A 26,047-nucleotide genomic window follows, 5' to 3' on the forward strand; every position below is an offset into this window, starting at 1 on the left:
GAAGTGTTGATAAATAAAGCCATCAATGGCGTCCGTTTAACGAAAAGCTAATTTTCAAAGATGCTGAAGTCCCCTACTGCGGCGGCTTTCAGCAATAGCGCCTGCCATACATTACTATATGCAATATCCTTGTCTGTTTCTGCCCTGATCAATGCGTACAGCGCCTGTGTTACATCTACCAGGTTGGTCAGTCCGTTTTTATACAATACTGATTTCTGGAGATAGGCGTCTGAAGCGGCTTTCACCTGTACGGGCGATTCCAGGTAGTTATCCAGTGCGTTTTTGATTTTTATATCAGAGAGGTTCAGCTGTGCGCGGATCTGCTGGTCTGCCAGGTTGTATTCGTCCTGTAAGCCCTGGCTGATGAGCTGTTGCGACCTTACCTGCCGCGAAATGCGGAAGGGCTGTGTAATATTCCAGGTAACGCCTACACCGAGCAGGTAGTTGGTGCGGGTAGGTTTTATACCGTCCCAGTAGTTATGCGTAAAGTCTGTTTGATCGGTAGCGTAACCACTGTTAAACCCGGAGCCTCTTGTCTGTAATACGCCGACCAGCGTAAACGCCGGGTAATAAAAGGTTTTAGCATACTTTGCCTGTTCATCGCTGAGGGCGATCCTGCTTTTGTACCATTGCAGCAGCGGGTGACTTTCCGGGGAAAATGTTTGCTGCGGCAGTGCCGGGATGCGGGCTACATAAGAGGTATCCAGTGTAAATTCCCGGGGGCTGATGCCAAGCAGTTGCGCCAGTTCATTGCTTTGTGTTTGTTCAAAATCCCTTGCTTTGGTGAGGGCAATTTTTGCGTTGGAGTATTCCGCGTTGGCCTGTGAGGAGTCAACTCCCGCTATCAGTCCGTTTTTCACGCGGGTAACCACTACCCTTCTGATGGTATCTGCACGTTCCAGGTTTTCCTGGTAGGAGCGCGTGAGTTGCTGCGCTGCTACGAGATTTAAATAAGTGGCCGCCACTTTTATTTTGTGCTTAAAAATCTCCTGTTGCCAGTCTTTATCGTTCTGAGCGGCGGCCGCTAATGCTGTTTTAACTTTTTCCTTTGCCCTGCCGAAAGCAAAGAAGTCCCAGTTGATATTAGTAAGGTATAATGCGCCGAAAGCGGCATTCCAGTTCTGATGATCGAGTGGTAAGCCGGAGGAAGCCACGCTTAAGCCTCCGAAGCCGTACAGGGGGCCGTTCTGGCCGTTTACGGTACCATAGTCCTGCTGTGCTGCCACATTGAAATTAGGCAGGTAATCGCGGCGCGCCTGGGACACCTGTTCCCTGGAAGCTGCGGTGTAGCTGGCTTTGGCACGGATAGTTCCATAGTTGGCAATGGCCGTGTCAATAGCCTGCTTTAAGGTAAATACCTGTTGTGCATATAAATTGTAGCCTGAAAACAGGGATACAACCGCCAACAGCAAATATTTCTTACTCCACATGAATAAATAGATTTTACGGTTGAAATGTCCTGAAGGATATTCAACTGCAAAATTTCTGTATCATTTTGAAGTAAACTTGAAGGAAAGTGGAAATATGGATTTTTTTTTGTGAGATGGACAATTAAACGGCTACTGCGGCCGCTGCGGGCAAGGCATCGCTGTTTACTGTCTGTTTTTTGTAAAAACACACCTGTATTTTATGCCATCCATCGGCATAGTTGTAATCCACATCATAGCCGTTCACCTCGCAGATCTGTTTTACGATGGCCAGTCCGAGCCCGATGCTGTCGTTGCTCTGGTTACTTTTCTTAAACCGCTGGAACAGTTCACACGTAGGGATTTGCGGCGGTATGCCGGTGTTGCTGATGCTCAGCTCCCGGTGGGTGAGCAACATCTTTATTTGTCCGCCGTCACGGTTATGCCGGATGGCATTGCTCAACAAGTTACTGATGAGCATTTCGGCAAGGGCCGGGTGAATATTGAGCGGAATATTTTTATCGAGATTAGTAGTGAGGGCAATTTCGCGCATGCTGATCCAGTCATCATAAGTGGCAATCACATCTTTTACCACGCGGCAAAACTTGAGGCTTTCCGTTACTTTAAACTCCTGGTTTTCCAGCTTGGTGAGCAGGATGAGAGAGCGGTTGATATGCGACAGCTTTTCAATGGCATTCTGCATATCCCCTATCAGCGCGGCCTGCACGCCATCTATATTGGTTTCAGATAACAGTTCTATTTTGCTGCGGATTACGGCCAGCGGTGTTTGTAATTCGTGCGATGCGTTTTCGCTGAATTCTTTTACGGCGGCGTAATCTTCCATTGCTTTATCGGTCATTTTGCCGAGGAATACATTCAGTTCTTTAAATTCGGTGGTGCTGGTTTCCGGCAGCTGCAGTTTATTCTTTTGTTTCAGGTCGAAGCTGTGAATGGCTTTCATGGTGCGGCGCAGCGGGGAAAATATTTTCCCGGAAAGCAACCTTGCGGTAACCGATACTGCGAAGATCATGAGCAGCATTTTCCATACTACGGTGCTGAGCATACCACGGAATATTTCTTCCGACTTGATCACATAGTTATAGGAGGAAATTTTATATTGCTGGTCGCCGATTTTGTACCAGGAGTCTACCGTGATGCGGCATTCCTTCTTCCCAAGATCTTCTGCTATAAAATTGTCTTTTGTTACAACTACCTTCTTTTCCGGCAGCGGGCCGGCTACAGCAGTAATGGCGATGGGGCGGCCGTGGGTGTAGCGGTCGGGCTTTTCGCCGGCCATCATTTGTTGTGCCACGCGGTCGTTTACGGCGGTCATGCGGGCCACTTCTGCTTCATCGAGATGTTTCTTGATATTATTACGCGATATCACCATTGTAACCGGTGTTATCAGGAATACGATCCCTATAAACCAGAGTGTTATTTTATTAAGCAGCTTCATGTTTTGGAGGTATTAAATTTGTACCCTAATCCATAAACCGTTTCTATATAGTCTACTCCTTCTGCGGCGCTGATCTTTTTTCTCAGATTTTTTACGTGCTGGTAAACGAAGTCGAAGTTAGCCAGGTTATCGGTATAGTCTCCCCAGAGGTGAGCGGCGATGGCCTGTCGTGACAGTACACGGTTCTTATTTACCACAAAATACAACAACAGGTCGAATTCCTTGCGTGTTACATCCAGGAGGGAGTTATTAATAAGTGCCTCCATTGTGTCGGTATTGAGTTCTATTTCGTTAAAAACAACGAGGTTATTGCCATCCAGCTTCTTGCGGCGGTAGATAGCCCTCAGGCGGGCATGCAGCTCCGGCAGGTGGAAAGGCTTGGTAACATAGTCGTCCGCACCGCGTTCGAGGCCATTTACCTTATCGTCGAGGGCATCTTTCGCGGAAATGATCAGTACCCCGCTGCTGATATTCTCCTGGCGGATAAAATTGAGGAGTTCCATGCCATTGCCATCCGGCAGCATGATATCCAGCAGGATACAGTCGTAAGTGAAAAGAGAAAGCTTTTCCCGGGCTGTTTCCACATCATAAGCCAGTTCGCTGATATACTTTTCCCCGTTGAGGTAATCGGAAATACCGCTGGCCAGTTCCTTGTTATCTTCTACAATCAATACTTTCATAAAAACACACCTGGGTGCAAAGTGCGGAGTAAATTTATAGCAAATTTGAAGTTTTCGCGGATTTTGTCTTTCGCGGATTTTGTCTTTCCCCGGATTACGCTGATTTTGCTGATTTTACTTTTTCTTTTGGAGATGGGGTATTGAAAGATACGCCTGGAGATGATATAGGCTATACTTTGCAGTTGCTTTGCACATGCTTAGGAGATACATTGAACATGCCTTTGACATGGAGAGAACGTGGAGGTGACGTGGAGGGGATGTGGACTTGATCGGTAACGTATTGGGTATCAATGTGCTATACAGAGTCCGCTTGCGTTCTTTGTGAAGATGTTGCGGAGAAAGATATTGTATATCAATGTTTTACGCATACCATCAAAGATAACCCTGACCGGCGGAAATACCAAAAAAAATCCCCGCAGTTTTGCTGCGGGGACGTTTCTCGTTTATGCGCCAAAAATCTCTTTCAGTTTCTTATTCATGGCTTCATCATCTTCCCCGCCACCGCCGTAGCGGCCGATGATCATGCCATTGGGATCGATCAGGATTTTGGTGGGGAGAGAATGGATGCCGTAGTAGTCGCTCACATCTTCAGGGTTGGGCAGGTTCTTTTCGCGCTTGCTCCAGTCGAGCCCGCGGAGTACATGCCGCCAGATGCCGATACCGTCCTGGTTAACGGCTTTCTTCCAGGCTTCATGGTTGGAATCGTCGTCGGAAATACCGATGATTTCAAAGCCTTTGGCGCTGTATTTACTATATAGCTCCTTCAGGTGGGGATTGCCTTTGCGGCAGGGACCACACCAGCTGGCCCAGAAGTCGAGCATCACGTATTTGCCTTTGAACTCCGCCAGACTGATACTTTTACCATTGATATCGGTTTTGGTGAACCCGTGGGCAGGGCTGCCGGGAGAGCCGGCACGCAAGCCATCCAGTTCCTTTTTGATTTCGAGGCCATCGGCGCTTTGCTGCATGGCCGGCGACATTTTTGCATAAAAGGCTTCGCCTTCCTGCAAAGGCATGTTGCTTACGCGGAAGCGAAGCAGCTGTGCAGATACGTAAGCGTTGGGATGCCGGGTGACAAAGGCTTTATCTGTTTTTTCCATGGCCTCATAGTAAGGCTCCATCTGGTCTTTCAGCTTATCCAGCTTTGTTTTATAGGATTCCAGCGTTGCCTCAGGCTTCTTTGCTCTGATGGCGGCAATGTATTCTTTATTCAGCTTATTAAAAGCGTCCGATAACGGCTGGAGCTTTTTCTGGATAGGTGCGCGGGCAGCGGTGAGCAGATCCTGGTCCTGCTGGGATTTGGAGCCGGTGAGTTTTGCTTCCTTCAGCCGCCCGGTGGCGGATGTCAGCTTCATAGAGGCTGCTTCCATGAAGAAGGAGGCCATGTCTCCTTCGCCGTACCTGGCGGCGTTTTTATCTAAATAAAGACGTCCTTCTACCGGCTGCACCAGTTTACCACTGAAAGTGAACTGCCCGTTTTTCGACAATGCGCTGTCGGTCCGGTATTCCTTGTCGCCTTCCGCATAACTGAGGTACACGTAGCGATTGGGCAGGCCCTTAATATCTCCCGTAAGGGTAAATGGTAACTTTTCCTGCGCCTGTGCCCCAAATTGCAGGGCTATAAAAGGAAGGGCAATGAGACTATATTTCATGCTGCTGTTTTTTTGAGATGATTATAACACTTCCGCGAGTTTCTTCTCCAGTTCCTCACCGTGCAGATTTTTGGCGATAATTTTACCGGTTGGATCTACGAGGAAGTTAGCCGGAATACCATGGATATCATACTGTTTGGCTACGGCGTTGTTCCAGAATTTCAGATCAGACACGTGTGTCCAGGTAAGGTTATCCTGGTGGATGGCGTTGAGCCACTTTTCTTTGCCATTGGGCTGATCCAGCGATATGCCGAGTACAGTGAAATTTTTACTGTTGTATTTCCTAAAGGCTGCCACTACGTTTGGATTTTCTTCCCGGCAGGGGTGGCACCAGCTGGCCCAGAAATCCACGAGTACATATTTACCGCGGAAATCTTTTAAGGAAACGGGGTTGCCTAATGTATCGTTTTGGGTAAAGTCAGGCGCCATACTGCCAATGCCGGTGAGTTTATTCACGCGGATGCTGTGGGCAATCCGTTTTGCCGGGCCATTTTCCTTTGCGGCGGCAGACAATTTATTAAAGATACTTTCTTGTTCATCGAGTGGCACATCGTTGAGGTGCGACAGCAACGATGCACTGATCCCGGATTTGGGATGTTGCAGGATCCATTGTTTGGTGAGGTTTGCTCTCTCTTCCTGCATCCTTTTCAATTCGGGTTGCAGGGCAGCCAGTCCGGCAGAATCCCTTGCTTCATATAATTTATTGGCCTGTTTGTAAAGGTCTTCCTGGCCTTTTAGTCCGGGTGCCTGTTTCAGCATGGCCATGTATTCGTTGTTATCTTTTATGTATTGCGGGCCTGAGAAAACGGCATCCTTAAACATAGGTCCATCGCCTTTTACGGTGATGTTGCCTTTATCCAGGTAATAAAAGATCATGTTATTGGCTTCATACTTTTTCCCGATCTGGATTATGTAGAAGTCGGCTTCGCCGGGGGCGATGTTTGTTTTGATGGTGAATCCGCCGGCGGTAGTTTGTACCGAATCGCGGCGGTCGTCGTTACCCTGTGAGCGCCAGTATACCCATTGTCCTGCGGGCAGGTCTTTGATGGTAGCGGTGATGGTCGTGTTTTGCTGTGCATGGGCCGCTGCGGTAATTAATGCAGCGGCCAGTAAGGTGGTTATTTTTTTCATACCTGCGTTGTTTTTTACTTTAATATTTCAGCCAGTTTGGTATGCAGTGCGGTTCCTCTTAATTCTTTGGCGATGATGATGCCCTGCGGATCTATCAGGAAAGAAGACGGGATGGCCTGGATACCGTATTCCTGCGCTACCTCGTTGCGGAAGCCTTTCAGGTCGGATACCTGCATCCAGGGCATGCCATCCTGCTTAATAGCTTCTTTCCATTTATCAGCCTTATCATCGAGCGATACGCCGAGAACGGTGAAGTTTTTGTCTTTGAATTTGTTGTAAGCCTTCAGCACGTTGGGGTTTTCCGCGCGACAGGGACCGCACCAGCTGGCCCAGAAATCGAGCAGGACGTATTTGCCTTTGAAGTCGGACAGGTGAATGGGTTTACCATCTACATCACCCTGGGTAAAATCGATCATCGGCTGACCGATAGCGCTCTTTTTCAGCACGGCGAGACGCTTTGCCAGTCGTACGCCGGTAGCGGTTTGTTGTGCTGCGGGGGTGAGTGTACGGAACATACTATCTACCGGTGCGTATTCTCCCATCACCGCCATATCGGCCACCATGCTTACACTCAGTGCGCTTTCCGGATGCGCTTTGATGTATGCTTTGGTACGGCCACGGCGTTGATTGCGCAGGGATTCGAGTGTTGCTTCCAGCGCTGCTTTCGCGGTATCATTATCTTTTACCTCATCATACTTGGAATAGAGGGTATCTTCCTGGCTGGTGATATCCGTGATCGATTTTTTAAAGGCTTCGTAAGCATCCTGTGTAGCGGAGCCGGTGATCTTTATCTGGTCTGTTGAATCCATATTTCCGTTTACCTGTATGGCGGCATTTTCCATGAACAGTTCCAGGTAGCGGGTGGAGGTGCCGATATATATTTTTTGTGGCTCCGTGATGCTACCGGTCCAGGTGAAGCGCCCATCTTTTACCGGCACCGTATCTGTTTTAGCCGAATCGGCTACCGGTATGGAGATGAAAACAACGGAGTCTTTCAATCCGCGCAGTTCCGCTGTAATACTGGCAGACGGGGCTTTTGGCTGACTGCAGGCGGCGGCCAGCAGCAGCGTTGTAAACATGGTGGGTGTGTGGATCTTCATACTGAATATTTAAAGGTTATTATTGCTGATAGCCTGGGTTTTGCTCACCGATGGCCGGGTTGTTAAGAAATTCAGTGTGCGGGATAGGCATGATATATTTTACCTTATCGTTTGCCGTGGGCCTCAGTTCCTGTATCAGTGAAGAAGGGAGGCGCAACAGCGACAGCCACTCCTGGCCGTCTTCCCCCACAAGGTTGCGGGCCGTTTCGAGGTACAGCTGTTTGAGCATTTCATTTACGCTTGTAGCGTTATCGGCTGCCGAGAAATCTGTTACGCCGGCATGGCCCATGATATTTTTCAGGATATCGCGGGCGGCGGCGAGGCTGCCGCCGGAACGCACAATGGCTTCTGCTTTCAGGAGGTATACTTCTGTTAAGCGGAGCGCATAAGCTGTTTCTGATAACGGTGTGGGCGTGGATCCTTCCTTGATATATTTCAGGAAGTAAAAGGTACCGGCCGCATACCTGTTGGCCGAGCCTATCATCCAGGCGCCGCGGGGATCGTTCGCCAGCAGGGTTTTCAGCGCTGTTTTGGCTACATAGAGAGAAGATGCGCCTGGCCAGTACTGGCGGCCGAGCACATAGTAGTAGCTTTCCTGGTTTTGCTGTGATTTAATGCCGAGTATTACTTCCGGGCTGGTGAGTCCTTTTACGTAAAAGATATCTTTCATCTGCGGCTCCAGGGTGTATGGGCTGTTGAGGATGATACTGTCTGCCAGCGCGGTTATCACGGGGTAATCAGCAGGTTGGCCATGGCTCATGAGCACTTTCATTTTCAGGGCCATTGCTGCCCAGCGGGTAGCGTAAAATGCTTTGTTTTGTGCCGGGGCGTTGGCGATGGCATCATCGAGGTCGGAGAGGATAGCGGTGTAGCTGTCTTTCACAGAACTGCGTGCCTTTGCGGTGGCCCCTACTGTTACAAATTCATCGCGCAGCAGTGCGCCGTACGGGCTGCTGAGATCGAACCACTGGCCGAAGTAGCTGAGTATTTTAAAATGGCCGTAGGCCCGCAGGAACCGTGCTTCTGCCAATACTTCTTTTTTACGGTTGTTGGTAAATGCTTTGTCTTCCAGCAGGGAAACGCCTTTTATAAGACCGTTTGCTGCGTTTATTAATTGATAGGAGGAAGTCCAGTAAATGCTGCTGAAGAAGGAGTTAGTATAATTGTTGTTTTCCGCGTCATCTTCCCCGTAACCATATCCCATGTACCCCGCAAATACGGCAGGTGGTACTTCGTGTTCAAACCAATCTGTTACGTTATTGGCGGCGTCCACATTGGCAAAGCGGTAGTAAACGCCATTGAGGGCGATTTCCGAGGTCCGTTGATCGATGATGGTATTACCATCTACCTTGGCATTTTCCGGTAATTTTCCCAGCTCCTTTTTGCAGGAAGTTCCTGCTATTAATATTGTGCCGAGCAGGGTATATATGATCCTTTTCATAAAATCTTTTTTGTTGTTTTAAAATCCAAAACGAAGACCGATGTTAAACTGCTTTGTTGTGGGGAAGGTGCTTACATCCGTGCTGCCGTTGATAAGGCTGTAGGGATTGTTGCTTACTTCCGGATCGGGCCCCGGGTACTTCGTGATGGTAAACAGGTTGGTAGCAGATGCGTACATGGAAGCATCCCTGATGTGCATTGAGGAAGCTATTCTTGCAGGCAGCTGGTAGGTAAGCGTAATGGATTTTAATTTGAGATAGGAACCATCGTAGATATCGTTGCTGGAAGGGCCGGTGGCATTTTCACCGAGCATGAGGCGCGGCCGGGTATTACTGTGGTTTTCCGGTGTCCATCGGTCTTTTATGCTCACCCCTCTGTTGGCATAGCTATCGAAATATTTATTCTGGATATCTGTGAGATAAAGCAGGTCTCCGCCATAGGAGAAGGTCAGTAAGGTGATCAGACTGAAATTCTTAAAGGTAAAAGTGTTGGTAAAGCCGCCGAAGAAGTCGGGCTGCGACTTTCCTATTACATCGCTTTTAAAGAATCCGTTGTCGCCGATTTCATACATCGGATCGCCGATACCGAGGTATGGAGCAAAGTACCGGGCCAGGGTGAATTCTTTTTTATAGTCTTCCAGTTGTTTTGCATCCTGTATAATGCCTTTCATTTTATAGCCGTAGAAGAGACCCAGGGGTTCCCCTTTTCTTACGATGCTGTTGCCCTGGATATAGGAGCTGATTTCCCCGGCATTGGTAAAGTCGTCGTTGATGTCGGTTACTTTGCTCCGGTTCCTGGAAATATTGATGGCGCCTGCCCACTGGAATTGTTTGCCTTTGATGAAATCCATGCGGAGGTCCAGTTCCAGTCCTTTGTTATTGATGGTGGCGAAATTGGAGATCACGCTGCTGTAAGATGAGCTGGGCGCCAGTTGTGTAGCCATTAACAGGCCGGTGGTATTTTTTTCGTAGTAGCCGAGCACACCGCGCAGGCGGGAGCCAAACAGTTCAAAGTCGAGGCCCAGATCTTTCTGCAGGGTAGATTCCCATTTAATTTTTTCATTACCCAGCTGTGTTGGAACGAGTGCGTTGACGCCGCCGTAGGAGCCGGGTGTATACAAGGTATAATAGAGGTTATCGCCAAAATTCTGTGTACCGGTGTAACCGCCACTGGCTCTCAGTTTCAGCTCATTTACCCACGTTGCTTTTTTCATGAAGGGTTCTTCAGAAATGCGCCATGCTATACCGCCGGAGGGGAAGTAACCTACACGGTTATCTTTCGGGAATTTGGAAGATGCGTCTGAACGGCCGGTGAAGGTGAACAGGTATTTTTCTTTCAGTGCGTAGTTGGCGCGCATGTAGAAACTCAGCAGGGAGTTCTGGCCGGAGATACCGGTTCCGGGTAAAGTAACTGCTGCCGAGGAAAGGTTGTTCAGGTATTTATCGTCCGGAAAACCCTGTCCGCTGGCGGAAAAGGAGTTGTAGCGGTATTTCTGCCAGGAGGTACCGCCGAGGAGATTTAACCGGTTATTTTTATTGAACTGTTTATCCCAGGTAAGGGTATTTTCAAAGAAGAGGTTTACATCTTCTGTTTGCGACTGTGAGCCGGTGCCGCCATTGGAGTCGTCTACTCCACTGGGGGACGCGATTACTGCCGAACTGGGTACATAGTTCAGCTGGTGGTAGTTGTTATAATTGACAGATACCGTAGATCTGAATTTCAGGTCTTTCAGTACGTCGTAGTCGCCTGAGAGAGATCCCAGGAGGGAAGATGTTTTTCCTTCGTTGATCCCATCCAGGAGGATCATCGGATTTTGATTGCCCTGGTAGTCGTACCCACCTATCTGCGAACCCAGGAAGCGGTAATAAGAGCCGTCGGGGTTGCGCTCAGGCAAGGTTGGCGGTGCAAAGAATGCCGCCGGATAAATACCGTTGGTGATATTATTTTTCGTGAAGCCGTAGTCGAGATTAGTGATGATCCTGAAGCGGCTGGTGATTTCATTATCGAGACTGATTTTACCGGAGATACGGGAGAAATCAGTTCCGAGCACTACGCCCTGCTGTTTGTTATATCCCAGCGAGGTATAGTACCGGGAGCCGGAGCCACCGCCACGCACGGAGATATCGGCGTTCTGTGAAGTAGCGTTACGGAGTACGAGGCCGAGCCAGTCGGTGTTAGCTGTACCAAGACTGGCAGGGTTCTTAATGATATTATCCGCCTTTGTGCTGGAAGCTTCGCCTGCTGCTGCGCGGGCGGTATTCAGGTTTACGGCGGCTTCTGTGAGCAGCGAGATATAATCCGTAGCGTTGAGCAGTTTTTCTTTGATGGGCGTGCTGACGCCTGCATAGTAATTGGCTTCCAGCACTGGTTTCTGGTTCAGTTTACCTTTTTTGGTGTTGATGATAATAACGCCGTTGGCTGCTTTGGAACCGTAGATAGCGGTAGCAGAAGCATCTTTCAGGATATCGATGCTTTCGATATCGTTGATATTTAACCCGGCGAGGCTGTTAAGGCCGCGGGAGAATGAACCGCTTACCGTGTTATTGGGATCATCGCTGCCGGCTCTTTCGATGGGGTTTACCACTTCCGCCTGGTTCTGGATGTACCTGTTTTGAATGGTTACCTGTACGCCATCGATGATGTAGAGGGGATCGTTGCCGCCGAGCAGGGAGGTACCACCACGGATGCGGATTTTTGCCACGCCGCCGGGGGAGCCGTCGGACTGGGTAACCTGTACACCTGCAGCTTTACCGGCGAGCGCCTGGTCGATGCTCACGAAAGAGATGTTCTTTACTTCGTCTACATTTACCGAGGCCACCGAGCCGGTGAGGTCTTTTCTTTTAGTGCTGCCGTAGCCTACTACCACGTATTGATTCAGGTCATCTACTTTAGCTTTCAGTTCCACTTCGATGGTGAATTTGCCGCCCATACTGATGGTTTTGGATTCAAAGCCTACGCATGAAATGAGCAGCACTGCGCGCGCGTCGGTGTTACGAAGAATAAAGAACCCTGTTTGATCGGTGATAGCAGCCGTATTACTGCCTTTTACACGGACCGATACGCCCGGTACGGGATTACCTTTACTGTCCACTATTTTACCGCGCACATCTTCCGGGGGGAGTGCTTCCTCGTTGCTTTGGGTGGTTGCTTTCCTGGAAATAACGATGGTGTTGCCTTCTATGTCGAAGGTTAGCGGTTTATCCTTCAGCAATTTTCCCAGTGCAGCTTTTAGCGGAACTTCCCGGATCTCTGCCGACACAGGACTCACATCTGACAGATCTTTACTCCGGTAAAAAAACACGTACCCGGTTTGTTGTTTGATTACACTGAACAGTTGCTGCAGCGGCATATCCTTGCAGGACACTGTAACCGTTTGTGAAACTCCACTGGCACAAACGTGTAAAGCCAGTACCGTTAATAAAACTGCGGTCATTCTCATTACTCGCCAGATTTTGGTGACATAATTGGTCCCTGGTTGTGGGTACCTTCCAATAACAAGTGAACGAACCAATGACATGGAAAACCCATGCGGGTTGCGAACAACATTAATTTTCATACCTTAGATTGGTTTTTGGTTGACAAAATGTTTCTCATCCGCCTTTGCAGGCAGTGAAAAGCTTTCCTGAACAGGGTTAACCATTAATCAAAACCTGGTGCGGACGCCAATCTTGACACCAGGTTTTTTTTATGGATGAAACATAAGACCTCCGCGTCCGGTGGACCTCATCAATTCATAACATGATATTACTGGATAGCTATCTGTGCAGGCGTTGGTAAGCCTGGCAACATTGGTTGTTTCGCTGACGTTGGTGGTATCAGCTATGGTTGGTTATTGATTTAGCTTATGGATAAATAATGATCCGTCTCCCCTCCTCTACTTTAAAGTTTATTTTTGCCTGTGACAATACTTTTAACAATTGTTCCTGTGTAAGACTTCTTCCTATTTCCCCGGTAAATGTTTCTCCGGGTATTTTATCGCTGTATTTTACTTCTATATTATACCACCTGGATAATTGCCGCATTACGGTAGGGATATCCGCCTCTTCAAAAGAAAAATACCCGTTCTTCCAGGCGATGGCACTGTTTACATCTACCCTGCCCACTTTTATAATCCCGTCGCCTGCCGGTGTAGCCTTTGCCTGCTGACCAGGGTTGAGATGGCGCATCGCGCTGCTTGTTTTTACCAGTACCGCGCCTTCCAGCAGGGTGGTATTGATGGTGCTTTCATCTGCATAGGCATTGATATTGAAATGTGTGCCCAGCACCAATACTTCCATGTTGTTTACCTTTACGGTAAAAGGGCTTTCCACATCGCCGGCCACTTCAAAATACGCTTCACCTGTGATACTCACCGTTCTCTCCTTTCCCGTAAACGCCGTGGGATAGCTGATAGATGAGCTGGCATTCAGCCATACATCTGTACCATCCGGCAGGGTGATTTTATACTGCCCGCCGCGGGGCGTGCGTAATACGTTATAAGCTACTGCAGATGCTGTTGCCTCCTCGTTTTTATATACGATTTGTCCGTGTGTGGTTTTCTCTACTTTACTATTTCCCTGCACTGTGAGTACCCCTGTACCCGCACTATCGAGATTTACCACCGTTCCATCTGCCAGCGTGAGCGTGGCTTTATCGCTTCCGGGCATGATAGTCGCCGCTTTTTCTGCGAGCACCTGTTTTTTACCCGGCTGCCATACATAGAAGCTGGCGCCTGCCGTTACCAGCAATAATACGGCTGCTGCCACTTTCCATCCCTTGCGGCGTTGCATGGGCACTACCCGCGACGCCGGCGCTGTAGCCGCTATCAGCCGGTGGCGCATCCGTTGCTCCATTGCTGCTTCGGTTTCTGTTTCAGCTACGGTTAAGCGAGCCGTCAGGCTTTGCTCATCATACGCATTGTACCATTGCAGCAAACGGTCCTTCTCCTCGTCACTGGCCGCTCCGGCAAGGTACTTTTTTGATAGTATGGCCAGTTCATTCATTTCCATCCGTGATAATAATTTACAGGGTCCTATATAGTAATGTCCGGAAAGAAGGGTGCTACCCTACCTCCGGTAAAAAAAATTTATGAGTATTTTAAAAAAGGGCGTGAAAGTAGTTCCGGAACTGGAGGCGGAGTCGATGCAGGGCTTTGGTGATATGCTTTTCCACGGCTTTTTCGGAGATCTTCAGCTCGGTGGCGATTTCCCGGTTGCTCATGCCCATATTGCGGCTATAGTCGAATACAATGCGGCATTTTTCGGGCAGTTGCTTCAATTGTTCCTGCATGGATTGCTGGAGGAAATGCAGCTGGGCGGTATCGTCTGTAACAGCCTGTACGGCTTCCGGGAGGGTTTCCACGGCTGCTACGGGGATCATTTTTGACAATTGAGTAAATACGGCGTACCTGTTGGCAGTAGCCAGGTAGGCCGGCAGCGACCGGATGATGGTTTGCGACCTGCGTTGCCAAAGGCCGGTAAGTACGTCCTGGACCACATCTTCCGCCAGTTCCCGGGAACGCAGGCGGTCGTAGGCCAATACGTACAAACGTTTCCAGTAACGGTTGTAAATTTCTGTAAAGGCGTTGTGATCATCTTTACCCATCAGCTGAACCAGCTCATCATCAGCATAGTAGGAGTAATCGGTCATCATCTCTTATAAAAATGCCTGCAATAATTAATGATCGGTTGATATTTCCGGAGATTGTTATGAACCCAAAGCTAAGGTATAAGGGGATGAGAAACAAGGGGGGAAGGGGGATTTGTTGATTGGAAGGAAACGAATTATCTTAATCTGCAAGTTTCAATTTTATGGATACTAAAACGACAATAAGAGCTATTACCCTGGTGATTCTTTTTATCTTATCCGGTATGGGGCCGGGTGTTTATGCCCAATCAACAGCTGATAAGGTAGATGTATTCATAAAGACCGAGATGAGAACACGTTCCATTCCGGGATTACAGATGGCTGTTATTCAACATGGACAGATCGTAAAGACGGGCAACTACGGTTTGGCCAATGTGGAATTCTCTGTTCCGGTAACGGATAGTACTGTATTCTCCATCAACTCTATCACCAAAGCTTTTACCGGGGTTGCAATTATGCAGTTGGTGGAGGAAGGGAAAGTGAATATTGAAGCCCCTGTTTCGCAGTACCTCGATAGTTTGCCCCTGGCCTGGCAAAAAGTTACTATACGGCAACTGATGGGGCATGTTTCAGGTCTTCCGGATGTTACAGATACTTTAACTGATGAATTAGTAAGTAAAAAGGGTGAGGATTCCGCCTGGGTAAAAGTAAAAAGCCTGCCCCTGTTCTTTCTGCCAGGCGAACGCTTTAATTACAACACCACCAATTACCTCCTGCTGGGAAAAATCATTGACAAATTAAGCGGTCAGCCATTCGTGCGCTTTATTCAACATAAACAATTAGAGGTAGCGGATATGCAGCAAACTACCTTTGGGAATTCTTTCGATGTAATGCCCAGGAAAGCGCCTACTTATACTTATTATCACAGAAATGATAAAGGGGAATTTGTGAAGCAGCATCATTTGATGCAGACCTATGAGGAATTCCCGGCATTTCTGCTGACCGATGCAGGGATGTTCAGTACAGCAAGAGAATTGGCCCGCTGGATCATGGCATTGCAACAGGGTAAGCTGCTGAAAGACAAAAAAAGTATTCACACCATGTGGACGCCTGTGCGCCTCAACAACGGAAGTCTTGACGGCTTTGGTGGCATTCTTAATGGTTATGCACTTGGATGGCCTGTTGTGGACCGGCCCAGGCATCCGGCTGTAGCGCCGATTGGAGGAGGGCGCGCTTCGTTGTTTATTTATCCGCAGGATGATGTTTCGATTATCATCCTGACCAATTTAACGGGATGTAGCCCGGAATCATTAGTGGAGGGAGTGGCGAAGTATTATGTGGCTAATTCGAATTAAACAGATTTCTTATACGGGAATCCAAACGTTATCAGTATAAATTTCTCTCAGCAGTGCTGAGAGATTTGTATGTACATGCGAACCGCTATTTTGTATGATCTTTCTAAACCCACTGGATAACTTCCCGAACATCTATTATAAATAACCATTGAGATAATTTGGACTTTACTTTTTTGTATTATATCATTGTGTCCGAAATGCCAAATTGGTAATGAAGCATTTTAAGGCTAAGTAAGAACCTTGTTAATCCATTAAGGTATAATATTAAGACCCTATATCAACAAGTTCATCTAGTAACCCGATTACCCATTACTTAAGTTTTTGCAATTCACATATATTCTCATCTTTAAAACGCTATTTATGAAGCAACCAATCGCAACATGGCTAATTGGCTTTACTATTCTTATGTCCGGTTGTCGAAAAGACGATCCGGCAACACTCCAAAAGTTAACTTCAAATGCGTTAGCTAACGTTAACGCCAACACGACAACAGATTCAGATGAGGTAACCGGTAGTAAAAACGATGTCGTAGTTGGAAACCATGACTATAACTGGGGTGGCCCTGGTATTTACAATAGTATTGTAGATGGTCAGGTTCACCAGGTGGACTACTACTACGGCAAGCTGGAAATTATCGGACGTTACAGAACACGTAATCTGCAGGTAATGGTCACTATTCCCTACCAATATGACTACAGCAGATCTAATGGCCGCATTTACAAAATTGGTCCCGCAGAACAAGGTGATGGGAATCCAGTGGTAAGCTTTATTGGAACTCCTGGAGATATAGTAGATACCTATTCATATGGTTCTGTAGGAGTTGTTCAGGCAACAAGCCATCTTCAGACACTGCAAACAAACGGAAATGCAATTTATGGTGCCAGCGAAAAAAGAACTATTGTTACATCCGTAAACGGAGGCATGAAAGTAATAGCTGGCTTTAATGCTGAAGTTATAGAAATTGGTTCGGAAATTGAGGCGGGGTTTACCGTTCAAAGCGCAAAAAACGAAACCGGGGTTCACTCTGGGGAAGTAAGCTATACTTTAAAGGTGGCAGTGAGTGGTTGGACCTCTCAATATCCTAATTTCCAAAGAACAGCGAGTTTAAATGGTGCATTCTATGGTACAGTTAAAGATTAAATATCTACTTTCATTTATATTCCCGGCGCTTATTTCCAATAGCTGCTCTACTGATCATCAAAAAGCTTTCACCAGTGAAATATCTCACACTTCCTTTTTTGATCCAAAGGCTGGTTGGGGTAAAGTATATACCTTTAAACCTATCGGTATTGCCTATCAGCCTAAACAGCAACTCATGATCATAAGCAGGTTAAAAGTACCGGACACTTTGCATATGATTCAGCTTACAAAAGACCAGCAAGATAAAATCACAGCAGAATATGGAGAATTTCGTTTCCTGGGGGCATTTGAAGATCATAACCTCCCTTTTGAATTATCACACCTGATGTATTTAAATCCGTCTAACCTGGATATTTTGCAGATAGACAGAATGACTGCAGATGCAAAAGGGACTGAGAAATTCACACGGGCAATACTTTACATGAAGGATAGCATCAACTATATGACAGAAAACAAGCTTTTTATCGAACAAGGCAAATAATAGAAATGGAGCACCCTGGCTATCCGGTGCTCCATTTTAATCTCATCTCTCAAAAACACTACTATTCAGTACGCAATCTTTTTATCGGATTTGCATTAGCAACCCGGTATACCTTTGTTCCAACAATAACACCGCAGCAGAGCAGCACAATCAGGAATGTACCGATGTAAGGCACAGGTCCAATATCAGCATGATATTGGTAAATGATCCCGTAAATAAATTTGCCTGTAAACAAGTAGCCCAAAGCCGAACCAACTACAAATGCAACCAGGAGAATACGTATAAACTCCCGGTTGACTAAGCCTATAATTTGCAGCACCGATGCGCCCAGTACTTTGCGGATGCCGATTTCTTTACTTCGCTTGTCGATGTTCAATGAAATTTGTGCAAATAAGCCTGATGCTGATAAAAGCAATGTAACTACGGCCAGAAAAAATGCAATCAACCTGAATGCCTGTGTCATCCGGATCTCCTTTTCAATTAAATCTGATTGCAAATATCCACGGTATGGTACATTGGGGATCAATTTGTGCCAGGCTGCCTGCAAGTGCTGAGTTACCTGCGACAATCTATCTTTATCTGATCGAACAACCACAAACTTATAGTCCGCTGGTTTGGCCATACGTAACGCGCAAGGCGGCACAAGACCATGTAAGCCGTATTCTTTGTAATCGTTCACAACTCCGACAATTGTGTAATTGATACTGTCCAGGGTTACGCGATGACCAAGCGGCTCCTTTATCTGTAATCTTTGCAGAAAGGTTTGATTAACCAGGATGGATTCATCGGCATCTGCGCCGTTATCGTAAAAATGACGTCCCTGAAGCAAACGGACTCCCATCGTGTTAAGATAAGCCTCCCCTCCGACCTGCGCGACCTGTACCTGGGCTTGCCCATTTTCAGCTTTTGCCGTTTGGCTGTATGTGCCGTCACCAATTTGCTGCACACATCCGGCCACGCTTTTAATTTCCGGGTACTGCTGAATTGCCTGGGTAAAAACCCCGTACTCGCGGGGACTGCTGATTTCTACAACGGCCACCTCATTAACAGCATAGCCAAAATCGACTTTCTTTTGAAATATGGCGTTCTGTGACATCACAATGCCCACCACCAGTGCGAAGCACGACAGGCTGAATTGCGAGATCAACAGGAAGCGTGTAAAACGGTTGGAAGCCGCAAGTGAAGTTTTGCCTTTGAGAATCTGAACCGGCTGAAAGGAGCTAACGTACATAGCCGGGTACAGGCCAGAGAAAATGGCACTGACTGCGGGAATTGATATCAGGAATAGCCAAAATCCGTAGTCCCTGCTATAGTCAGGTGAAAGTTCAACGTTGGTAAGTTGACTAACAGCCGGCAATAGTAAATGAACAAATAACAACGCCAATACAGATGCTAACAGGCATAGAACAATATTCTCCGTTAAGAATTGACGGATTAACTGGCTCCTGAAACCTCCCATTACCTTACGGATACCGATCTCTTTTAACCGGCCACTGGCAAATGCAATAGAAATATTGGTGAAATTGAAACAGGTGATCATTAAAATAAACAGCGACATGATGGCCGGAACTATAACGAGAACACCACGTGGATTGACCGTTAACTGGTTCCCATATACGTATCCCGGCATGTCAATATCCGAGGTAGCCGCCAATTCAGAGAAAGGTTGGAGGGAAAAGCCTTCAATAGGCCAATTGGAACGATTACGGTTATGAAGCGCTACATAGTTATTAAGATTAGCCACTACAAAACGGGCCGCCTGCTCATTTTTTAATTCCACAAATGTTGTAATGAGATCCGGATTGGCCCAGTCGTCAGGGGCTATCTGCCCATTCACAAATCCGTTATCAAATGAGGTGATAATATCGAACTGAATACTTGAATTTGCCGGGATCTTCTGTGTTACAGCAGCAATCGTATATACCTTAGAACGGCCTTCCGGCCCAATGATCGTCAGCGACTGGCCCAGCGGCATTTGCTTTGGAAAGTATTTGTCTGCAAAATCTTCGCTGATTATTATCTGGTCCGGTTGACCAAAGCCAGACAGGTTACCGGATTTCAGGGGAAAAGTAAAGAAATCAAATAGTGTTTTGTCAGCATAGTGAATCTGCTCATCGAAAGTATTCTCCTTAATTTTTACAACGACTGTCGCGCTACTAAGCCGGGCAACCTGTTCCACCCCGGCAGCTTCTTTCTGCATGGCCTGCGCTAACGGTAAGGGTATAACGGCCCAGGGCTGCCTGCTTCCATCAACCAGGCGCACACTGTTCAGCCGGTAAATTTGTTCAGTGTGAACGTGATGCTGATCAAAGTTAGCCCTGTAGTTATAGTTGAGATACGCCAGGATACAACAGGCAATGGCAAAGCCTAAACCTACCACGTTGAGGACCACATAAATCTTGTTGCGCCAAAGAACACGTAGAGCGATCTTCAAGTAGTTCGAGAACATAAGGTTAATTTATACAGTTTAGTTCTATTACGCCAAACGGGATATTTTAAAGTCAGCGCCGGCATTTTACCTGGGTGACAACTACCATACCACTTGTTACCTGTCTGTTAGCCCCGCCGTGGTGGCTATGTTTGCATTTCTGTGGCGGATACTTTATAAGTATTATGTACGGATACGGACGCGGGTGTTCGGTTTTAATGATCCATAGCTATTACAAAGAAAGCCCCTGCAGCATTCACTACAGGGGCTCTCCTATCATTAACCCATTTTATTTAATTTCCTGCAACATCTCCTTCACCGCAGCTTCCAGCTGGGCATCCTTACCCGCCAGGAACTCTTCATAACGAAGCGGCACCCTGATGTCCGGTTCTATCTGGAGGTTTTCGGTGGGGCGGCCTTCTTTACCGATAGTGCCTACCATTGGAATACCGAATACCATTGTTGGATCGATCTGTGTTTCCCACCAAACGGCGGTACCGGTGCCGGGTACGGGCATACCGATCAATTTACCGATGTTACCCTGTTTGTAAATGTATGGGAAGATGAAGGCATCGCTGTAGTTGCCTTCGCTCATGAGTACGCAGCTCGGCGCCTGCCATTGGCCGGTGGGTTCACCGCCTTTGAGCTTTTCGCCCTGTGGCGCAAACTCGAGGTACTTTTTACCACTGAGGAAGTTGTACAGGTCGTCGTGCAGCCATCCGCCGCCGTTGAAGCGGGTATCTACGATGAGGGCTTTCTTGTCGCGGTTGCGGCCCATTACCTCATCGTATACGGAACGGTAGCTGGCGTCGTTCATGCCTTGTACATGTACGTAGCCTACTTTACCGTTGCTGAGTTTATCTACCATTTCGCGGGTATGTTCTACCCAGCGTTTATACATGAGCGTAGTTTCTTCGCCGGCAGATATGGGCTTCACGGTTTCTTCCCAGCGCGCTTTGGTATCCGGGTTGTAGATGCTTACCAGGATGTTGTTTCCGGCCTTGCGGTTCAGTAACGACGCCCAGTCGGATGCAGCGGTGATGCTTTCGCCATCGATCTTTTCGATGATGTTACCTTTCTTCAGTTTGCTGGCGGCTTTATCAAAGGGACCGCCGGCAATGATGTCGTCTACTTTGAGGCCATCGGCAGTGGAGGTTTCATCATACAGTAAACCTAAGGATGCGGTAGCGTCGCCATTCAGCAGCTGGGGAGAGTAGCGGCCGCCGGTATGGGAGCCATTCAGTTCTCCGAGCAGTTCGCTCAGCAGCTCTTCAAAATCATAGTTGTTGCTGATGTGCGGGAGGAAGCGGGCATAGTTATCGCCGTACATTTTCCAGTCGATGTTACGGATGGTTGGATCATAAAACTTCTCCTTTACCTGTTTCCATGCGTGCCAGAAAATATATTTACGTTCTTCATCCTGGTTGAGCGATAGTTCCGTGCTGATAGACACCGGCGTAATTTTGCCGCTGTTGGCGTCTACTTTTACTACGCTGCCACGGTTGCTGACGAAGAGGGTGCTACCATCTTTGCTTAGTTCAATGCCGCCGGGTGTGCCGCCTAACTTGGCGAGGATCTTTGTTTCGCCGGTTCTTGGTTCTGTTACCCAGAGGTCGTATCCTTTTTCGAAAGCAGCCATGTAGTATAGCTTACCGGCATCTTTGCTCAGCACATAGTCGCTGATGGAGGCGCTGTTGATAGTAAGTTTTACTTTCCTGTTTTCGAGGTTATTGAAATCGGGATGGAATATTTTTTTGGTGTCGGCAGAATCTTTGGCTTTCAGCGCAGAGTCTTTCGCTGCTTTGCCGCCGGCTGCTTCTCTTTCTTTCAGGAGATTGAATTCATCTTTCGACAGCTTATAATTGTCGTATGCTTCCTGGTCGAAGAAGATGGCGTAGATATCTACTTCCCGGCTGCCTTGCTGGGCGAGGGATTTACGACCTTCGCGGCTGCTGGTCCAGGTGAGCATTTTTCCGTTGGCGGCCCATTTGGTGTTGCCTTCGCCGAAGCCGCTGTTCACAGGGTAAATGGATGTTCCTTTACCATCGGTGGGGATGAGCGAAGCATTTTTTGTGATGAAATAACCCTGCTGGTCATCTGCAGCTATCCATTTGCCGTCCGGGCTCCATTCAAAGCTCCAGTCGCCATCCGAGTAGGAATGATTGCGGCCTGCGGGCAACAGCGTGCGGCTTTTACCGGAGGCGATGTTAAATACTTTGAGGATATTACGGTTCTCTACATAGGCAATTTCTTTTCCATCCGGGGAAAACAGCGGCTGGAATTCTTCTGCTGATGTGGCGATCACCGGTTCTTCCTTCAGCAGGGTGGCGGCAAAAAAGTAGGGTTCTTCTTTGCGTACTTTGGTAGTCTGGTAGATGTCCCAGTTACCATTGCGTTCTGCTGCATAGATGAGGCGTTTGCCATCGGGCGACCACTGCACCATTCTTTCCTGTTGGGGCGTATTGGTGATGCGTTTGGTAAGATTGCCCTCCACACTGGTAACAAACACTTCCCCCCTGGCCACAAACGCCATTTCCTTCCCATCCGGGCTCATGGCAAATTCGGTGGTGTTGCCACTCACGGGTACATTTTTTACGGTACCGGCCCTACCGTCGTTGAAGATGCTTACTTCCAGTTTACGTGGTTGTTCGCCTTCTTTCAGCGTATATATTTCACCGTTATAGGTAAAGCAAAGGGTGTTGTTATCTGCCCTGGATAGGTTGCGCACCGGGTGTTTGGTAAAGGTGGTGAGCTGCTGCATACTGGCTTTATCTGTGAGCGCGCCTTTGAAGAGGTTCTGTGAGATACCGCCTTTTTCGCTGAGATAATAAATATCGTTGCCATTACCGAATACGGGTTCCCTGTCTTCCCCAATATATTCTGATACTTTTTCGTAGCTGCCTTTTGTAAGATCCATTACCCAGATATCACGGGTAACAGAAGACACGTGGTGTTTACGCATCGGATCTTCATATCCTTTCCGGTCCTGGAAAATTACTTTATTGCCTGCTTTGTTATAATGCGCTACGTCGGCTCCTGCGGCGCTAAGCAGTGTTGCGCGGCCACCGGTAACCGGAACGGTATACATGTTCCTGAAGAGGCGGTAAGGAAACCTTACGCTGGCTGCGGGCGCGTTTCGTGCACTTCCGAACAGCACCTGTTTATTGTCGGTGGTGAAGTCGTACGGGAAATCGCCAGCGCTGTTGCTGGTGAGGCGTACCGGTGCGCCGCCTGCGGCGGGCATCACAAATACATCGAAGTTGCCATAACGATCGCTGGCAAAGGCAATGTATTTGCCATCGTGACTCCATACCGGGAGCATGTCGTGGGCTTCATGAATGGTAAGTGGAACGGCCACTCCTCCTTTGGTATCTACCCGGTAAATATCTCCTTTATAACCGAAAGCAATGGTGTTACCATCGGGAGAGATAGCGGGGTTCCTGAGCCATAGGGCATTTTCCTGGGCATAGGCAGTAGCGGCCATGAGGATGGCTGCACATCCGAATAATAATCTCTTCATAAGCGGTGATTAGAAATCTGTTGTTAGCCAGCTAAAGAAGCTGGTGCGCCAATGTATAAAAATAACTGCTTTTTATCAAGGGAGAAAGTGACCAGTGGTTATTTGAAGGTAAAGAGGATAAACCGCGGGCGGTACAAATGGGGCTGTAATGCCAGTAGCGTTATCATCTCCCGTAAATTAGTATATCTTTTGGGAGATAGTTTAATAAAAAAACCTTGCAGTAATAAGATACTGCAAGGTCTTCAGTAATATTACTTATTGCTACCAGGCGCGGTTGCGGCCAACGTAGATATTTTTAGCATTGTAATAAGTATCTCCGGCGGGACCACTGTTGCCGCTGGAGCCTTCCATCTGCATGTTGATGATAATATACATAGGCTTGTCTACAAAGTTAGCCACATGCATTCCTTTCCATACGTTGTCGATGTAATAATGAATGTTCACATCAGTAGCGCTTACTTTAGTAATCCAAACGCGGTAGTTGTGCCAGTTGCCGGGGGATGAAACATTTGTTAAGATACTGGACACATCCTGCCAGGTTCTGAAAGTATTCTGCCAGTTGGTAGCGTTTCCTTTGAACTCCAGGATATCGCTTTCCGGAGGCCAGCTGTTAACGCCGGTAAGCCAGAAGGCAGGCCAGGAACCGGCTACAGACGGCGTCTGAAAATCACCTTTTACTTCCCACTCAGGAAACTGGTCGTTGATCAGTACCTGTGCTTTGGCATGTACAGCGCCGCTGTGATAATGAATAGGAAGGTACGGATCGCTGCTGCTGTTGCCTTCGTTCCAGTTGATGCGTGTGGCCTTAATAGTAAGGACTCCTGCGTTCAGGTAAATGTGATTATGATCAGAAGTGCTGCCGTACATACGTGCGGTACCGTTATGATCCGAACCCCAGGGATACAGGTAGTTCCAGGCTGCTTCAAATGCACTGTAACTGGCAAATGAACTGTTGTCCAGCACGGTTTCCCAGGTGAGTGCGGCAGCTGCCTCCGTTTTTGTACGGGCTGATTCAACCGGCTGGAGTTTGTCGGCCGCCTGTTTTCCGCAGGACAGGATCATGGAGCTGGTGAGCGCCAATAGGATTTTCATACTTGGTTTCATAAAGTGGAGTTTTTATGGTGAATAATAGAATGCTTCCTTATTTCCCATCTACGCCTATATTGGGGGGTAACGATAACGGGGTCCCATACAGGTCTGTTGCTATTTTATCCGGTAGTGCAGCGCCTTTTTTCAAAGCGGGTGAACCTGGCTGCAAACGAAAAACTTCCAGCGCTTCCATGCCAGGCATGCCGGTTAACGGGGCTGCCTGGAATTGCGGATCTTTCGTAACAGCCGCTTTGTCGGCCGGCCGGTTAAGGTGTGTGCCGAAATAGAGATTGTTACTGTAGATATTACGTTTGCTTTTATTCATTATGTAATCTGCCGTGCTGCGGGTATAAAAAATGTTGTTGGCGAACCAGGTGCTGTCGGCATAACCAAACCAGTTACCCATTTCCACCAGGGTGCTGTCCATTTTAATGTCTCTTTCCGGCAGATAGATAACGTTGTTGTATATACGCGTATTTACTACGGGGCCGGTTATATGAAAAACCGGCGCGAAGCCGGCATGTTTACCGGTAGTGCGCAGGCCATCGTTCATGCTAACGTTATAACGGATGATGGTTCCTTTATTGCCGCTGCTCTGTGAAGCACTAGCACTTCCGTCGTTACATACCAGTACAAAGCCGCCATCGTTATCATGACTGTAATTATATTGTATCACGGTGTTATTACAGTTCCAGTCGGAGTCAAAACCTTGTCCGTCCCACGGCGCTTTATGATCGCTTACTTCATTGTATTGAATCAGTGCATTATCGCAGCTCCAGGGCCATATGCCTGCAGCTGATTCCGTATCGGGTAATAAGCGGGGGCAATCCCGCATGATATTGTACTCCACCAGTACGCCATCGCAGCCGGTGGGCACAATGCCATCGCCGGGTACGCCTTCTATCAGGTTGCCGCGGATCACTACATGCTCGTTGGGGAACCAGTCTGTTCTGGACCAGTTGCCGTTAACAAGGATGCCGTTGCGCTGACAACGTTTGATAGTGCAATCTGCCACCAGGATGCTGTCGAATTTTGAGCGGGTATGCCGGCCGCCGTTGCTGAAAATGATCCCTGCGCCGCCGCCATCATTCTTCACCAGGCTGCCGTTTACATCATGCACGTCTATATTTTTGAGATAGATATTAGAGGCGATACCATAGTCAGATAACTGTACCTGTACTCCCGCGCGGTGCGCTTTAACGTCCGGGCCGTAGTTGGAAATATCCAGGTTGCGGATTTCCCAGCCTTCTGCATTCAGCAGGTATAACGTTGCTGGCATTACACCATTGCCCTGGATGCGTGGTTTGTATCCTTCGCCATACTGATCAATAGTGATCAGCTGCTGCGCGTGGCCGCTTCCCTGTGGCTTCAATTGGCCTTCGTAGATACGGCCTGCGCGGAAACGGATCTGATCACCCGGTTCAAATACGTGGCTGTTCACCTGCTGTAAACTGCGCCAGGGTTGTTGTTCCGACAGGCCGTTGTTCGTGTCTTTACCGGTCAGCGCATCTATATAATACGTGCGGGGTATGGCCGCAACAGCGGGTAAACTTACTATCATGGCGAATAGCACCACGCTCTGAAAAACCTTTCTGATATTCATT

General features: G+C 47.9%; 17 protein-coding genes. 3 read left to right on the top strand and 14 right to left on the bottom strand.

Annotated elements, in window-relative coordinates:
* Nucleotides 1-47: 47 nt before the first annotated feature.
* The 10 genes from V7S65_RS30260 to V7S65_RS30305 all read right to left on the bottom strand — a co-directional run bounded on the left by V7S65_RS30260 (nt 48) and on the right by V7S65_RS30305 (nt 14,496).
* Nucleotides 48-1,430: a TolC family protein gene (locus V7S65_RS30260; RefSeq protein ID WP_336389298.1), complete on the bottom strand. Its 1,383-nt coding sequence runs from the start codon at nt 1,428-1,430 to the stop codon at nt 48-50.
* A 121-nt stretch (nt 1,431-1,551) separates the two neighbouring features.
* Entirely contained in the window at nt 1,552-2,862 is a 1,311-nt protein-coding gene (locus V7S65_RS30265; RefSeq protein ID WP_111579806.1) for a sensor histidine kinase, read from the bottom strand.
* Nucleotides 2,859-3,542 carry a response regulator transcription factor gene (locus tag V7S65_RS30270; RefSeq protein ID WP_079473001.1) on the bottom strand — a complete coding sequence of 228 codons (684 nt, stop codon included), beginning with the start codon at nt 3,540-3,542 and terminating at the stop codon, nt 2,859-2,861. The genes V7S65_RS30265 and V7S65_RS30270 overlap by 4 nt, the downstream gene beginning before the upstream one ends.
* Before the next feature lie 443 nt (nt 3,543-3,985).
* Entirely contained in the window at nt 3,986-5,194 is a 1,209-nt protein-coding gene (locus tag V7S65_RS30275; RefSeq protein ID WP_336389297.1) for a TlpA disulfide reductase family protein, read from the bottom strand.
* Between the two features lie 21 nt (nt 5,195-5,215).
* A complete protein-coding gene (locus V7S65_RS30280; RefSeq protein ID WP_336389296.1) occupies nt 5,216-6,325 on the bottom strand; it encodes a TlpA disulfide reductase family protein in 1,110 nt (369 codons plus the stop codon).
* A gap of 14 nt (nt 6,326-6,339) precedes the next feature.
* Nucleotides 6,340-7,425, bottom strand: a complete 1,086-nt coding sequence (locus V7S65_RS30285; RefSeq protein WP_336389295.1) for a TlpA disulfide reductase family protein — start codon at nt 7,423-7,425, stop codon at nt 6,340-6,342.
* 19 nt (nt 7,426-7,444) lie between these two features.
* Entirely contained in the window at nt 7,445-8,866 is a 1,422-nt protein-coding gene (locus V7S65_RS30290; RefSeq protein ID WP_336389294.1) for a RagB/SusD family nutrient uptake outer membrane protein, read from the bottom strand.
* An 18-nt stretch (nt 8,867-8,884) separates the two neighbouring features.
* Nucleotides 8,885-12,304, bottom strand: coding sequence for a TonB-dependent receptor (locus V7S65_RS30295; protein ID WP_336389293.1), 3,420 nt, complete (start codon nt 12,302-12,304; stop codon nt 8,885-8,887).
* A gap of 403 nt (nt 12,305-12,707) precedes the next feature.
* Entirely contained in the window at nt 12,708-13,853 is a 1,146-nt protein-coding gene (locus tag V7S65_RS30300; protein ID WP_336389292.1) for a FecR family protein, read from the bottom strand.
* An 88-nt stretch (nt 13,854-13,941) separates the two neighbouring features.
* A complete protein-coding gene (locus V7S65_RS30305) occupies nt 13,942-14,496 on the bottom strand; it encodes a sigma-70 family RNA polymerase sigma factor (RefSeq protein ID WP_336389291.1) in 555 nt (184 codons plus the stop codon).
* Between the two features lie 158 nt (nt 14,497-14,654).
* Here V7S65_RS30305 and V7S65_RS30310 point away from each other — a divergent pair, with 158 nt between their 5' ends.
* From V7S65_RS30310 to V7S65_RS30320, 3 genes are all read left to right on the top strand, one after another.
* Nucleotides 14,655-15,785: a serine hydrolase domain-containing protein gene (locus V7S65_RS30310; RefSeq protein ID WP_336389290.1), complete on the top strand. Its 1,131-nt coding sequence runs from the start codon at nt 14,655-14,657 to the stop codon at nt 15,783-15,785.
* A gap of 360 nt (nt 15,786-16,145) precedes the next feature.
* Complete coding sequence (locus V7S65_RS30315; protein ID WP_336389289.1) at nt 16,146-16,925, top strand: hypothetical protein; 780 nt, start codon at nt 16,146-16,148, stop codon at nt 16,923-16,925.
* Nucleotides 16,906-17,406, top strand: a complete 501-nt coding sequence (locus V7S65_RS30320) for a hypothetical protein (RefSeq protein ID WP_336389288.1) — start codon at nt 16,906-16,908, stop codon at nt 17,404-17,406. Before V7S65_RS30315 ends, V7S65_RS30320 begins: the two co-directional genes overlap by 20 nt.
* A gap of 61 nt (nt 17,407-17,467) precedes the next feature.
* Here the strand turns inward: V7S65_RS30320 and V7S65_RS30325 are convergent, their stop codons facing one another.
* The 4 genes from V7S65_RS30325 to V7S65_RS30340 all read right to left on the bottom strand — a co-directional run bounded on the left by V7S65_RS30325 (nt 17,468) and on the right by V7S65_RS30340 (nt 26,046).
* Nucleotides 17,468-19,855, bottom strand: coding sequence for an ABC transporter permease (locus V7S65_RS30325; RefSeq protein WP_336389287.1), 2,388 nt, complete (start codon nt 19,853-19,855; stop codon nt 17,468-17,470).
* Nucleotides 19,856-20,123: 268 nt separating this feature from the next.
* A complete protein-coding gene (locus tag V7S65_RS30330; protein WP_336389286.1) occupies nt 20,124-23,354 on the bottom strand; it encodes a S41 family peptidase in 3,231 nt (1,076 codons plus the stop codon).
* 261 nt (nt 23,355-23,615) lie between these two features.
* Nucleotides 23,616-24,458, bottom strand: coding sequence for a glycoside hydrolase (locus V7S65_RS30335; RefSeq protein ID WP_336389285.1), 843 nt, complete (start codon nt 24,456-24,458; stop codon nt 23,616-23,618).
* 37 nt (nt 24,459-24,495) lie between these two features.
* Complete coding sequence (locus tag V7S65_RS30340; protein ID WP_336389284.1) at nt 24,496-26,046, bottom strand: right-handed parallel beta-helix repeat-containing protein; 1,551 nt, start codon at nt 26,044-26,046, stop codon at nt 24,496-24,498.
* Nucleotide 26,047: the final 1 nt, after the last annotated feature.

Source organism: Chitinophaga sp. CCNWYY40 (genome assembly GCF_037483205.1).
GTDB lineage: Bacteria > Bacteroidota > Bacteroidia > Chitinophagales > Chitinophagaceae > Chitinophaga > Chitinophaga ginsengisegetis.